12 protein-coding genes are annotated in these 14,084 nt (G+C 31.4%); 5 read left to right on the plus strand and 7 right to left on the minus strand.

Translation table 11 applies throughout. The features are described 5' to 3' along the window. The first annotated feature begins 100 nt into the window (after window positions 1-100). The 3 genes from Q0829_RS12455 to Q0829_RS12465 all read left to right on the plus strand — a co-directional run bounded on the left by Q0829_RS12455 (window position 101) and on the right by Q0829_RS12465 (window position 2,445). Window positions 101-1,015, plus strand: coding sequence for an amidinotransferase (locus Q0829_RS12455; RefSeq protein WP_298543211.1), 915 nt, complete (start codon window positions 101-103; stop codon window positions 1,013-1,015). A gap of 3 nt (window positions 1,016-1,018) precedes the next feature. Beyond that, the gene (gene ctlX, locus Q0829_RS12460) at window positions 1,019-1,951 is read left to right on the plus strand and encodes a citrulline utilization hydrolase CtlX (protein WP_298543213.1); all 933 of its coding nucleotides are present in this window, start codon (window positions 1,019-1,021) and stop codon (window positions 1,949-1,951) included. 83 nt (window positions 1,952-2,034) lie between these two features. After that, the gene (locus Q0829_RS12465; RefSeq protein ID WP_298543216.1) at window positions 2,035-2,445 is read left to right on the plus strand and encodes an Rrf2 family transcriptional regulator; all 411 of its coding nucleotides are present in this window, start codon (window positions 2,035-2,037) and stop codon (window positions 2,443-2,445) included. 4 nt (window positions 2,446-2,449) lie between these two features. Here Q0829_RS12465 and Q0829_RS12470 read toward each other — a convergent pair whose 3' ends face one another. The 4 genes from Q0829_RS12470 to Q0829_RS12485 all read right to left on the minus strand — a co-directional run bounded on the left by Q0829_RS12470 (window position 2,450) and on the right by Q0829_RS12485 (window position 6,160). Continuing rightward, window positions 2,450-3,076 carry a chromophore lyase CpcT/CpeT gene (locus Q0829_RS12470; RefSeq protein ID WP_298543218.1) on the minus strand — a complete coding sequence of 209 codons (627 nt, stop codon included), beginning with the start codon at window positions 3,074-3,076 and terminating at the stop codon, window positions 2,450-2,452. Between the two features lie 75 nt (window positions 3,077-3,151). Next, the gene (locus Q0829_RS12475) at window positions 3,152-4,585 is read right to left on the minus strand and encodes an SDR family oxidoreductase (RefSeq protein WP_298543220.1); all 1,434 of its coding nucleotides are present in this window, start codon (window positions 4,583-4,585) and stop codon (window positions 3,152-3,154) included. A 25-nt stretch (window positions 4,586-4,610) separates the two neighbouring features. Next, the gene (locus Q0829_RS12480) at window positions 4,611-5,732 is read right to left on the minus strand and encodes a glycosyl hydrolase 53 family protein (protein WP_298543223.1); all 1,122 of its coding nucleotides are present in this window, start codon (window positions 5,730-5,732) and stop codon (window positions 4,611-4,613) included. After that, a complete protein-coding gene (locus Q0829_RS12485; protein ID WP_298543226.1) occupies window positions 5,729-6,160 on the minus strand; it encodes a hypothetical protein in 432 nt (143 codons plus the stop codon). Before Q0829_RS12485 ends, Q0829_RS12480 begins: the two co-directional genes overlap by 4 nt. A 105-nt stretch (window positions 6,161-6,265) precedes the next feature. Here Q0829_RS12485 and argS point away from each other — a divergent pair, with 105 nt between their 5' ends. After that, complete coding sequence (gene argS, locus Q0829_RS12490; RefSeq protein WP_298543230.1) at window positions 6,266-8,044, plus strand: arginine--tRNA ligase; 1,779 nt, start codon at window positions 6,266-6,268, stop codon at window positions 8,042-8,044. A gap of 6 nt (window positions 8,045-8,050) precedes the next feature. Here the strand turns inward: argS and Q0829_RS12495 are convergent, their stop codons facing one another. After that, window positions 8,051-10,039 (minus strand): tetratricopeptide repeat-containing sensor histidine kinase, encoded by a 1,989-nt coding sequence (locus Q0829_RS12495; RefSeq protein ID WP_298543232.1) that lies wholly within the window; start codon window positions 10,037-10,039, stop codon window positions 8,051-8,053. 151 nt (window positions 10,040-10,190) lie between these two features. Between Q0829_RS12495 and Q0829_RS12500 the strand changes: the two genes are divergently transcribed. Next, window positions 10,191-10,658, plus strand: a complete 468-nt coding sequence (locus Q0829_RS12500) for a GNAT family N-acetyltransferase (RefSeq protein ID WP_298543235.1) — start codon at window positions 10,191-10,193, stop codon at window positions 10,656-10,658. Here the strand turns inward: Q0829_RS12500 and Q0829_RS12505 are convergent. Together Q0829_RS12505 and Q0829_RS12510 are read right to left on the minus strand one after the other, a co-directional pair. Continuing rightward, window positions 10,655-13,150 carry a TonB-dependent receptor gene (locus Q0829_RS12505; protein ID WP_298543238.1) on the minus strand — a complete coding sequence of 832 codons (2,496 nt, stop codon included), beginning with the start codon at window positions 13,148-13,150 and terminating at the stop codon, window positions 10,655-10,657. The two genes, Q0829_RS12500 and Q0829_RS12505, sit on opposite strands and share 4 nt — an antisense overlap. Beyond that, the gene (locus tag Q0829_RS12510; RefSeq protein WP_298543243.1) at window positions 13,147-14,052 is read right to left on the minus strand and encodes a FecR family protein; all 906 of its coding nucleotides are present in this window, start codon (window positions 14,050-14,052) and stop codon (window positions 13,147-13,149) included. Before Q0829_RS12510 ends, Q0829_RS12505 begins: the two co-directional genes overlap by 4 nt. Window positions 14,053-14,084: the final 32 nt, after the last annotated feature.

The following is a 14,084-nucleotide window of genomic DNA, read 5'->3' on the forward strand; positions in this document are numbered from 1 at the left end:
ATTTTTTTTGAATAAAATTAGCATCTACATCGCCCCTCTTCCTATATTTGTTGGATCATAAATGATATAATAATTATAGTTTTACCTTAAAATTAAACGATTGAAATTAAATATCCAAAATGAAACTTCAAGACTTAGAGCAGTTGTTTTAGGTACAGCCATAAGTAATGGTCCTGTGCCAAAAATTGAAGAAGCTTACGATCCTAAATCGATAGAGCATATTAAAGCTGGGACTTACCCCAAAGAGTCTGATATGATTTCAGAAATGGAAGCTGTAGCCAAGGTTTTTGAAAAATACGATGTAAAAGTATTTAGGCCCGAGATAATAGAGAATTATAATCAAATTTTTGCAAGGGATATTGGGTTAGTAATAGAGGATACATTTATAAAATCAAATATACTTCCAGATAGAGAAAAAGAGATTAAGGCGATTCAATATGTAATTGATCAAATCAATCCAAATAAAGTCTATAAGGCTCCATCAGAAGATATTCATTTTGAAGGAGGTGATATCATGATCCATAATGATCATATTTTTATAGGAACTTATAAAGCAGAAGATTATAGCGATTGTATTGTAGCTAGAACGAACATGAAAGGGGTAGCGTATATTAGATCACTTTTTCCAAAGAAAATAGTGAAGGAGTTTGATCTAAATAAATCAATGGATGACCCAAGAGATAACGCTTTACATTTAGACTGTTGTTTTCAACCTGTGGGTAAGAATAAAGCTATAATTCATAAAGAAGGATTCAGAAATTTAGATGATTATAAATATTTAGTCGACTTTTTTGGAAATGAAAATTTATTCCACATTACTAGAGACGAAATGTACTATATGAACTCTAATATATTTTCTATATCAGAAGATATAGTAATTTCTGAGAAAGGTTTTACTAGATTAAATACTTGGTTACGTAGCTTAGGTATAACTGTAGAAGAAGTTCCTTATTCAGAAATAGCTAAACAAGAAGGCCTTTTACGTTGTTCTACTATGCCATTGATAAGAGATTAAATAATGAAACAAATCACAAACACTATAGTAATGATTCGTCCGGTTAAGTTTAGGATGAATGAGGAAACAGCAGTTAATAATTATTATCAGGATGCCAGTGATAATAGTACAGAAGATGTTAATATAAAAGCACAGAAAGAATTTGATAGTTTTGTCGAAAAACTCAAATCAGTAGGTGTAAACGTTATTGTAATAGATGATAAGCTAGAAAATGATACGCCAGATTCTATTTTTCCAAATAACTGGATTTCTTTTCATGAAAATGGTGATGTAGGTTTATATCCTATGTTTGCTGTTAACAGAAGGAGAGAACGTCGCCCAGAGGTTCTAGATACAATTGAAGATGCTGGATTCGAAATAAAGAATATAATAGACTATACGGAGGCCGAGGAAGATGATGTTTTTCTTGAAGGGACAGGAAGCCTTGTTCTGGATAGATTTCATAGAAAAGCGTACTGTGCACTTTCGCCAAGAGCAGATGAACAATTACTCATTGAGTTCTGCGAGGATTTTGAATATACTCCGGTGATTTTTACGGCATATCAAACAGTGAAAGGTGAGCGATTGGCAATTTATCATACTAATGTTATGATGGGAGTCGGAGAAACTTTTGCAGTAGTATGTTTAGATTGTGTAGATGATAAAAAAGAACGAAAAAGCTTAGTAAATCACTTAAAGAACGATAGCAAAGAAATAATTTCAATTACTGAAGATCAGGTGAATAACTTTGCAGGAAATATGTTACAAGTAGTTGGAGCGGATGAAAAACAATATTTGGTAATGTCCTCTGCAGCATACAATAGTTTGTCAAAAGATCAAGTATCTAAAATAGAAAAACATTGTGCAATACTACACAGTAATCTTGAAACAATTGAAAGATTAGGAGGAGGAAGCGCCCGTTGTATGATGGCGGAAGTTTTTCTTCCAAAAAGATAATTATCATCTGAAAAACGGTTAAAAGATATCATAAAAATGTGAAGTGATATCTTTTAACTATTTTTGATATTATAAATAAACAAATGCTTTCGAAGAAAACAAAATACGGATTAAAAGCACTAACCTATATTGCAAGAAAACGGTGTGAAAATCCTGTTTTGATATCTGAGATTGCTAAAAGTGAAAATATTTCTCAAAAATTTTTAGAAAGTATATTGCTCACGCTTCGTAAGAATGGTTTTTTAGGTTCTAAAAAAGGAAAAGGCGGTGGATATTATCTAATTAAAGAGCCTAAAGAGATTTCAATGGCATCGGTAATAAGGGTGTTAGAAGGACCAATAGCAATGTTACCTTGTGTAAGTTTGAACTTTTATGAAAAATGTGATGATTGTCCTGATGAAGATGCTTGTACAGTACATAAACTTATGATTGAGGTAAGAGATAATACCTTAAAAGTCTTAGAAAATAAAACGCTAGGAGATTTTATGAATTAATTTCTTAATCTTCTCGGACTCGAATGAATTTATAGGGACCTTGAATTTTGCCCCATATTTGTTTTCCTTGTGTATTATAACCTCGATCCCAAGAAGTGATTTTGTTTTTACTGATAACTATATTACTTGTAGTGTAAGATATTTTACTACTGAAACTACTGGAACAAGTTCCTTTCTTTGTCTTTCCATGGTAAATAGTAGATGTCTTCTTTTTGAAATACACATCACATCCATCCCTGATTTTAAGGCTATCAATGGTTAAATGGTCAAAAATAGAAATGTCTTTCCAGCCATTTGCATATCTTTTTTGATCAGGAATACTATAGTTAACACTGCTAATGGTTAAGCTATCTAACTTCTTAAAATTTATTATTCTTTGGTTATAAATTGAGGTACTATTTTTTTCATCATATAATTCTTGATAAAACCAATACCCTGGTCTATCATCCCAGATCGGGATATTGATCAAACATACTGCAGAATAACCAGATTCTTCCTTTGCTTGTTTTTTTGATGAAAATTTCCCTGATAATATACCTGTAAGATCATCAATTTGAGAGCCTTGTTCTATCTTATTGCTACAACTAATTGTAGTAATTAATAAGCCTAGAAGAAGTAATGATCTCTGCATTTGATTTTTATACAAAAATACTAATATTTTAATAAAAAGTGTTATTTATCGATAAAAATAAGCTTTTTGTCTATATTATTTTTTGTTTTTCGATACAATATTGCGTATCATTCCGCCAAATATGAAGTAATGAAAAGGAACCATAAGATACCAGTATAGTCTGCCCCAAATTCCTCTTGGTCTAAATGTAGCGGTTTGATGGAGTATGTTGTTTTTGTCAATATCAAATTCTAACCAAGCTTCTCCGGGTACCTTCATTTCTGCAAAAAGTAATAAGCGCTTTTCATTTTTATCAGCTACTAAAACTCGCCAAAAATCCAAAGCGTCTCCAGAGTAAATTTTATCTGGGTTCGTCCTTCCTCTTCTTAATCCAACTCCACCAAAAAACTTGTCTATATATCCTCTTATTTTCCACATCCAATCCCCATAGTACCAACCAGTTTCTCCACCGATTGCCCATATTCTTTCAACTACTCTATTGGGATCACTAATTTTAATTTTCTTTTTATCTCTAAGGCACCCTTTTTTTGGAACTGTAACGTATTTCTGGATATCTTTATCAAAACGTCCGCTGATCATAGAATCCTTCCAGCTGGATACTACTTGATTTTGCTCTATTTTTATAAATGCTAGTTCCAGTGCTCTTGTATATGTCATGGGCTCAATATCTAGTATTTTTTGTAACCGATTGTCGTTAGCGACAACAGGTATACTCATACTGTCAACTAGATTTAATGCTAGCTTATAAGAAGTCGAGGTTACAAAATACAACCAATAAGAAGAAAGTTTTGGAGTCATAACAGGTAGCGTAAAAATAAAAAGTTTTATACTTCTTACTTTTGCGTAAAGCAATAACATTTGTTTATAGGTAATTACATTAGGTCCACTGATATCAAATGACTGGTTGTAGCATTCAGAGTTACCTAATACTCCTGTCATAAAGCTTAGAACATCTCTAACAGCAATAGGGTGAGTTTTGGTGTTTACCCATTTTGGCGTTATCATTACAGGTAATTTTTCACATAGATCTCTTATGATTTCAAAAGAAGAACTTCCGGATCCAACGATAATTCCGGATCGTAAAACAGTAAGATTAAATTTTCCCTGATATAAAGTTTCCTCAACGTTTTTTCTAGACCAAAGGTGCTTAGATAAATTCTTTTCGTTTACAATACCGCTTAGATAGATTACTTGTTTGATATTTGTTTGAGCAACATAGGTGTTAAAATTTTGAGCGGAAATCTCTTCTTTTTTATCAAAGTCAGAAGTTGATGAACTCATAGAATGGATAAGGTAATAGGCTACATCAATGTTCTTTGGTAAAATACTAGGGTCAGGATCTTCTAAGAAGTCGATCTCTACAATTGAAACTTTTTTAGCCATTTCTTGATCAATAGAAAATCGATCTTTATCACGTACAGCACAAGTAACTTCATGATTAGAATCTAGTAATAGTGGTAGTAATCTCATACCAATATAACCATTGGCACCAGTGAGTAGTATTCGCATCTTTTTAGGTATAAGTTACAAAGAATTAATCACTCGAAAAAACTTCAATTACCTTTAAAACTTTATGTTCAAAATCAAAAATACATTGATTCTCCCATGAAGATCCATTTGAATAGGTATTTTCATTACCCTCAAAAGCTACCCAATCAGGCGCCCAGTAACAAAAACCTAACCCTTTATTATTCGGAATCTCTTTTAAGATTTTGATAATCCATTCTAAATAATCTTTCTGTCCATCTGGAGTTGCCGGGAATTCATTCAAGATTTGGCTTTGATCACCAATAAAATTGTTGAGATTATCATTCCAATTAAAGGTAAAAGGATATGATATTTCGGTCAAAAGGATATTTTTATTAAATGTAACCGCAAGAAAACTGAGATCATTTTTAATTTGGTTAAGATTTTTGGAATGAAACTGGGGATAATAGGAAAGACCAATGATATCATAATTTCCACCGGATTCTTCAAATTTTTTAAAAAAGAATCTGGCGAAGTTAATTCCAGCAACGTGAATCATCGTTTTTATATTAGGATCAATTTCCTTGACAGCTTTCTCAGCTGTGTTAGAAAGTGCTATATATTGGAGCCAATTGTTATCAAACTCATTCCATATTTTACCATAATCCCATAGAAAACCTGAATTTGTTTCATTTCCGATCTGAACGATAGTAGGAGTTGTTCCTTGGTCCTTTAATTCTGAAATTACTTTTTTGGTGTACTCGTAAATAGCATTTTTGATTTCAGAATTTGTTAAAGTGCTCCAAAATAATGGAGGTTCTTGATTGGCAGGGTCTGCCCAAGTATCAGAATAATGAATGTCAAGTAAAAAATCAGCGCCTGTACTTTTGATTTTTAGAGCATACTGTTTTACTTTTTCCAAAGAATTAAACCCTCCTTCTGGGGTATGCCATAATCTTAGCCGAATAAGATTACTGCCTTTGGATGTCACATAATCTAATAAATCAATAGCATTATTATTCTGATCTTTATATTGAATATTATAAGAATCTAATTCTGATTGAAAAGATAGATCCATGCCTTTGTAAAATTTCTGAGCTTCTTCAGTTACATGTTGATTACTATGATCATCTCCAGAACAAGAAATAATTATAACTATACTTAGTAAAAATAATATTCTTTTTATCATAAATCTTCAACGTTAGTAGGACCGTTATCTGCTTTGTAACGGATTATTTTTTTTATATATTTATGGATGGAGGTATCCGTACTCTTCGCATAAAATTTAATAAAATAATTGTCTTTATAAATACTATATTCTTCTGCTTTCCCTTTGTAAATCGTTAATTTGTAAAAAGGAATAACTAGTAAGTATGTTTCTAAACGAACTCCAAAACCTACTAAAATACCTTTAGGTCTAAGCTCAATATTACAGCTGTTTAAATTGTTATCGAGTATTAGTAAATTATTGATTTCTATACTGGCTTCTGTTATGTTAAGTTTAGGAGAACCGATCCCACCTAATTTTATTCGTTCCCTTATACTAAAAGGTTTCCCTACTTGTTCATCAAGAATTTTTTTTAGTTCAGGATCTCGGTATGTGTTATTAACCAGCATTTTTTCTTTTGTTACAAGATACGAATTGATGGGTATTGAAGTGGTATAAGATTATATTTCTATTATCTTTGCAGCCTGATTTTTGTATCAAATACAATTTATAAAATGACATTACAGCAAACCATTTCAGGGCAAGTAAAAGCAGCGATAAAAGAACTGTATAGTACAAACTTAGAATCTGTAGAACTACAAGGAACTCGTAAGGAGTTCGAAGGTGATATTACAGTCGTAGTTTTTCCTATGTTACGCGTCGTAAAAGGTAATCCCGTTCAGATAGGTGAAGCTGTAGGGGCGTATTTGGTAGAGCAGGTAGAAGAGATTACATCATTTAATGTAGTAAAAGGGTTTCTAAACCTTGTAGTTGCTGATCAATATTATCTAAACTTTTTTACAGAAATAAAAGATGTCGAACATTATGGTTTTGTAACTCCAAAAGAAGGAGATAAAGCTGTAATGGTAGAATATTCTTCTCCAAATACCAATAAACCATTACATCTAGGTCACATAAGAAATAATTTATTGGGTTATGCGGTATCAGAAATCATTAAAGCTAGCGGTAAAAAAGTATATAAAACCCAGATTATTAATGATAGAGGGATCCATATTTGCAAAAGTATGGTGGCCTGGCAAAAATTTGGTAACGGAGCAACTCCAGAATCTACAGGATTAAAAGGTGATAAACTGGTAGGTAATTATTATGTGAAGTTTGATCAGGAATATAAAAGCGAAATATCAGAGTTGATTGCTTCGGGTAAAACCGAAGACGAAGCGAAAAAAGAAGCTCCTATTTTAGTGGAAGCTCAAGAAATGCTTAGAAAATGGGAAGCTGGTGATGAAGATGTTGTAAAGCTTTGGAAAATCATGAACAGTTGGGTATATGCTGGCTTTGATCAAACATATAAAACTTTGGGTGTTGATTTTGATAGTTATTATTATGAAAGTAATACCTATCTTTTAGGTAAAGATAATATAGAAGAAGGTCTTGCTAGTGGGGTATTCTTTAAGAAAGAAGACGGATCTGTTTGGTGTGATCTTACGGATGAAGGATTGGATGAAAAGCTAGTGTTACGTAGTGATGGTACGGCAGTATATATGACTCAAGACATTGGTACAGCGATACAGCGTGTAAAAGATAATCCAGATATCGGAGGTATGATTTATACCGTAGGTAACGAGCAGGATTATCATTTTAAGGTGCTTTTTCTGATTCTTAAAAAACTTGGGTACGATTGGTCCAAGAATTTACATCATCTAAGTTATGGGATGGTTGATTTACCTAGCGGTAAGATGAAGAGTAGAGAAGGTACTGTAGTTGATGCAGATGATCTAATTATAGAAATGGCGGAGACTGCTGGAGAAATTTCTAAAGAATTAGGAAAATTAGAAGGGTATTCCGAAGAAGAAAAAAATAATGTATACAAAACTATTGGTTTGGGGGCATTAAAGTATTTCATTCTAAAGGTAGATCCTAAAAAAAGAATACTCTTTGATCCATCAGAGTCTGTGGACTTTCAGGGAAATACGGGACCTTTTATCCAATACACATACGCAAGAATTCAAGCTATAATACGTAAAGCCGATTTTGATTTGAATGATTCCTTGGAAAATATAAAATTGGATGGAAGAGAGAAAGAACTAATAAAGTTATTAGAAATATATCCTGAAATTATACAGAATGCAGCAAAGGATTTAAGTCCGGCAATTATTGCTAATTATACGTATGATTTAGTAAAGGGATATAATTCGTTTTTTCAAAATGTATCGATATTTGGGGCGGATTCTGAAGCCGAAAAGATTTTTAGAGTTCAGCTTTCAGGAGTAGTAGGTGCTACTATTAAATCTGCATTTGGACTATTAGGAGTTCAGGTTCCAGAGCGTATGTAATAAAATTTAGGAGGCTGAAGTTTTAGGAAGTGTTATACAAAAAGTGCTTCCTTCTCCTTGATGACTTTTTACCTTTAAAGTTCCTTGATTCAGAGTAATTAATTCGTTACATATTTTTAATCCTAACCCAGTACCTGTTTCATTATTTGTCCCTTTAGTAGTTAAATTTTCTTCAGAAAATAGTTTTGTTATGTTTTCTTCAGAAATTCCTATTCCTGTATCTTCAAAATATATTTTGGTACTTTTTTCTTCCTCTTTTTTATAAATTGTAATTGTATCTCCAGAGCTACAAAACTTTATGGCATTAGCTATTAAGTTTTGTGCTACAATGTTACTCATATCTTTATCAGCGTAAACTAGAGTAGCGTTAGTAAGGTTGTTGATAAGTTTTATTTGTTTATGAGATGCTTTGGATGCAAAAAAAGTGAATTTATCTTGTATTATTTCTGAAAAATTAAAAAGTCTAGGATTTGCTTTTAATTCATTCATTTGAGATTTTGACCAATTTAAAAGGTTGGTTAATAGTAAAGAAGTCTGATGAGTGCTATTAGAAAGTATCGGAATAATCTCTTTGAATTCATTTTCAGAAATCACATCATCTCTTAATAGATTAAAGGTGTTGTCCAGCCCGTGAATTTCATTTTTCAAGTCATGAGAGACTATTGAAAACAATTTATTTTTTACTTGATTAGATTCGTTTAGCTCTTTAATATATTTAGCTCTTTGCAATCTGCTTTTTACAATTCCGACGATAAAAATAATCGCTATAACAAAAGCAGCAATCGCAATGTAAGTGTAGATTTTTTGTTTAAATAGTTCTTCCTTAACTTCTTGTTCTGCTATTTTTTGTTTATCCAAAATTGCTTGTTGTCTTTTTTCGTTTTCGAGTCTTTTTTTAACCAACTCTATCTTCTGGCTGGTTTCTTTAAGTATATGTTCATTAAATAAATTTTTATATTCTTTTTGCCACTTGTAGGCACCTACATAATTACCTCTTGCAGAATCTAAAACCGAAGATAAATCATAGCTATTAAGCAATAATGGAGTAGAGTTAAGGTTTTTTGCATCTTTTCTGGCAGCAGATATATATGTATCAGCTTCCTGGTATTTGTTGGTTTTGATAGCAATTTCACCCAATGATAATTTTGTTCGAGTAAGTCGTTCTTTGTAAGCTATTTTTCCACCAAGAAAAAGCGCAGATTCATAATATTTTTTAGCCTGTTGATACTCTTTTTTAATAAAAGAGATTTTGCCTAGTGCACTATATGCTTCAGATATACCTTTGCTATCATTATCTTTTTTATTTACTCTTAATGATTGATTTAGTAAAACTAATGCGCTGTCTAACTTATGTTCTTTTGTATAAATTATAGCTAAGTTATTTAGTGTAGAACCTATGGTTTTAGAATTAGTTTTCCTTTTTAACTGTAATGACTGGTAGTAATATTTCTTAGCAGCATCAAATTCATTAAGGTCTCCGTACACGTTGCCAATATTATTGATAGTTGTCGATAAACTAACACTGTCTTTTAGTTTTTCATAGTATATGTTTGCTTCTAAGAGATGGGTAATACTCTTTTCAGGGTTGCCTAATCGTTGTTCTATAACAGCTTTGTTATTTTGGATCATCGCCAGTCCTCGTGTATAATTGATTCTTCCGTAATATAGAGCCGCCTGGTCAAAACATTTTAATGATTCGTAGAGTTCATCAGTTTGGTTATATATAGATGCTTTCTCATTGTGTAATTGACCAACTCCTTTATCATATTTTATGTTTTTAGAAATTCTTATAAAAGTATCGCAATACTTTAAACCTTTTGCGAATTGTTCATTCAAGCTCAATTCATAAATTAGGTCAGCAGCTAAGTTGATATGTAATGAATCCGATGTAGAATTTGTAACTAAAATAAGGCTGTCCAATTGTTTTTGTTGACAAAGAGAAATATTACTAAAAAGTAGTAATGCCAATGTCAAATAAAGATAGCGGTGTTTCATACATATTATTTAGGGCAGGTATAAATTACAATATTTTCATCTAATTTTATGTTTTTTTTAACAAAAATTTTTATTTATAAGTGTTTTTTGTTTATTTTAGGAAAAAGTTGTTTTACCCCATAACAAAAGAAGTTTTCTTCTGCCATACTAAATGAATTATCAAATTTCTAGAGCTACTGATAGTGATTTACCATTAATGCAGCGTTTGTTTTATCAGACAGTTACTATTTATGGTTCCAAAATTTTTACGAAAGAAGAAGTGAAAATATTTTCTAGATTAGCTTTGGATAAAAAACATTGGATTCAAAAGTTTACTGAAGATTTTGTGTACAATGCAAAACTAAATGGAGAGGTAGTTGGTTCATTTGCTCTAAGTAAAGATGGAGTAATAGAATATATTTTTGTGCATCAGAATTACCAAGGTAGAGGTATTGCGAAAGAGTTGTATAAAACCTTAGAGAGTGTAGCCGAAGATGCTAATATGGGAATCTTAACTACTCGAATTAATATGAGTACAAAAGACTTTTTTAAGAAAAATGGTTTTGAAATCATTAAAAATATTGAAAAAGTAGCCGGTGGAGAAGATGTAGTTACGTATAATGGTGTAAAGAATCTTTAGAAATTTAGACGAAAAACAGCATTTGGGGTAATGCCAAGACCAAATTCTTCTACTTCTTTCAATTCATTTTGATCTCTTATAGTGTAATAAGTATTAAAAGTATTTTCCTGATCGGTAATATTCCAAATAGAAATTCCTGCAAGACCGTTTATTTTTTCGGTAATTTTAAAAGTATAGGTAGAAGAAAGGTCTAATCTGATGTAACTATCCAACCGTTCACTATTAGGATTCAAGTAATCTATAGTCTCATTTTCGATCACATTATTAAGGTTTGGTAAAGTAGTTGGTTTTCCACTATGCCAGTTAATACCTCCAGAGATTTTTAGATTATTCTTATGATATGCAACAGCAAAATTTACATTATGACGTATATCAATATTATTAGGAAAATTAGTAGGGCTTAAATTATTAAATGTATATTCATTGTCCGCATAGGAGTAGCTAAGCCAAGTACTAACGTTTTTGAATCTTTTATTGACCAAAAAATCAATTCCCAAAACAGAATAGCTACCATGATCGTTTATGAATTCGAATTGATTCTGAAAACCTTGACTTCGGGTAATAATACCTTCGACATCTTTGTAATAGAAATCTGTGGTGACTAACCAATTATTATGGTTATAGCTAAGTCCAATAGAAGCTTGCTTGCTTTTTAGGATAGGAATATCCTCATTATTGGATAATACCCATCTTCGACTTTCTATCCCTAAAAAATCATTTTGAAGATCAATAATCTGAGAGCTTGACTGGCTTTTTATTTCACCGAGAAACTCTAGTGTGAAATGATTTGTAAATCGTTTGTAAAGATTTACACGTGGTTCAAAAATATATGTATCAAACTTCTCTAAATAATTAAGGCGAACTCCCAAATTGGCATATAGAGAGTTGTTTTCGGATTTATAAGACATCTCCGAGAATAAACTGTGTGTTCGAACTACTTCCTTTGTTAGGTCTCTAAAAGTTGGATTGTTTAAATCTCGTAGATATGATATTCCAGTTTCATTAAATTGATATCCATTTTTTAAAATAATATTCGAATTAGCTTTAAGTAATGTGTTTAGTTTTATGCCATTTTCCAAAACATCATTTTCTTGTAAAAGCCTTTGATTGTTTGGTATATCCGAATTAACCGTTTCTAGCGTATAATTAGTTCCATATATTAGTAATTCACTCTGAAAAATTTCGCTCCAATTGCGCTGATATAAAATACCACCTATAATATTCTTTTGTTTAGCACTACTTTCTCTAGAAATATCAATCTGACTATCCGTAGCATTTTCTTGAAAAACAAGTTTATTGCGCATTACCAAAGCGTTTATTTTAATAAGATCTTTTGATGATAATTTGTACAACCATCTCATGCTTGCATCATAAAAAGAAAACCGCTCATCAGAATTATCATTACTAATAACTTCGGAATTCTGAAATGCTTTATCAAAGAATCTGTTATAGGTAGGAGTTTTTAGGATTTCATTGATTGAGTGTCGTACCGCTAATTGAATGGAAGATTTTTTGTTAATAGGAGTGTCAATATGACTATCTACACTTATTAAGTTTAAACCAATACTAGCATCTAATTCATCATTAATGTTGTTGGTGGTATTCATAGCGATCACACTCGAAACTCCATCGCCATAGCTTGCACTAGAGCCATTTTTGAATACTTGTACATTTTTGGTTAGATATGGATTAAATGCAGATATGAGTCCAAAAAAATGACTGGATTGATACATTTTTATTCCATCCCATAATATAAGGTTTTGATCATTAGTTCCACCGCGTACATTAATGTCAGAAACAGATTCATTGACACTTAGAATACCAGGAAGAGCTTGTATAGTTTGTAATAAATCAGGTTCGGTAAGACCTGGTAGAATACCAAAGTTATTATAATCTATACGAACAGAACCATCTAATTGTTTATCTATCCCCTTAATTAAATAATCATTAAGGATAATTTCATTTATATATTCAACTTTCTGAGTTAAAATAATTTTTTTACAAGGTTCTTTAATAAAATCTAGTGCAGAAAGTATTATAGGTATATATCCTAGGTAATTAATTTTGATTTTCTCATTCGGAGATTCAATTTTAAGTATAAATTTACCCTCTACATCACTAATTGTAGCGTTGTTTGAACTCTGAATAGTAGCATCAGTTATGATGATGTCATCAGAACCTTTTAGAATTCCACAAATTTCTACTGGCCTAAAACTTAACGCTACTGTTTTATCTTTTAAAACAGTATAGTTAAAAGGTGTATTGTTTTTAAGATGTCTTATGGTTTCCTCAAAATTTATCGAATCAAGGGGTTTGGAAATATAAATACCTTCCAATTCTTGATTAATATATGAAAAATCGTATCCGAATTTCTTCTGAATAGTTTTTAAAACAGAAATAAGAGAATGCGTGCCTTTTTCGGTTTGCGATGTAGCCGTAAAAAGAACAAAAAATATAAGTATACTGGAAACGAGGATTTTGGGTTTAATCACTCTTTATATAAGGTTACGGTTTTGTTATTAATCACATATTTCAAACGCATCGGAATCGTAATTGACTTTAATGCAGTTTGAATATCTGAATGTACAAAATTACCCGTAAAAAGTACAGAAGGATTAATATTTTTTGTTTTAACAGTGACTCCATACTGCCATTCTAGTTCTTTTAATACCCTTATGAACGGAGTTTCCTGAAAATAACTTTTGTTAGAATACCAAGTTGGTTCCTTAGTTGTAATTTTCCTCTCTTTTATCTGGTCTTTAACTAGTTCCAGAGCATCACCTGCTTTTAAATATTTTGTTTGATCAGCAATAGTAACACTAACTACTCCTTCATAACAAGTTACCTCAAAAATTTCATCTCTTTGCTTAATATTAAATTGAGTTCCGATAACGCTTACGATACCGGATGGAGTATAAACATCAAACTTCTTACCTTTAGCTACATTAAAATATGCTTCTCCTTCTAAAGATAGTTTACGTTTATTATCCCAATTTTTTTTATCATAAGTTACAGAAGAAAGAGCATTAAGCCTAACAGTTGATTTGTCAGGTAATTCGTGAGTAGTTTTTTGGCTAGCAATAGTATCTATAATAGTGTTATACTCTTTAAAGAAAGAAAAATATAAACCAAGTCCAAGAACAAAGATAGCGGCGATTCGTAAAAATATTTTTTGATAAGAAATTTTCGAAGGAATTCTTTTTCGTTCTAATAACCTATTTTTAAGTATTTCTTGGTTATTTGCTAAGTCGTAATCTGGAGCACTGAACTTTTTAGCCGTCTCGGATATTTTCATGTAAGAATCATAGGCGTCCAATTTCTCAAACGCCTCTGATTCCTGCTTAGTGAGTTGTTCGTTGTTCAACCACTTTTTAATAAGATCCTTCTTTTTCATAACAAGATTCTTAATACTATAACAATCGACAA

The sequence above is a fragment of the uncultured Aquimarina sp. genome, from assembly GCF_947492405.1.
Lineage (GTDB): Bacteria > Bacteroidota > Bacteroidia > Flavobacteriales > Flavobacteriaceae > Aquimarina.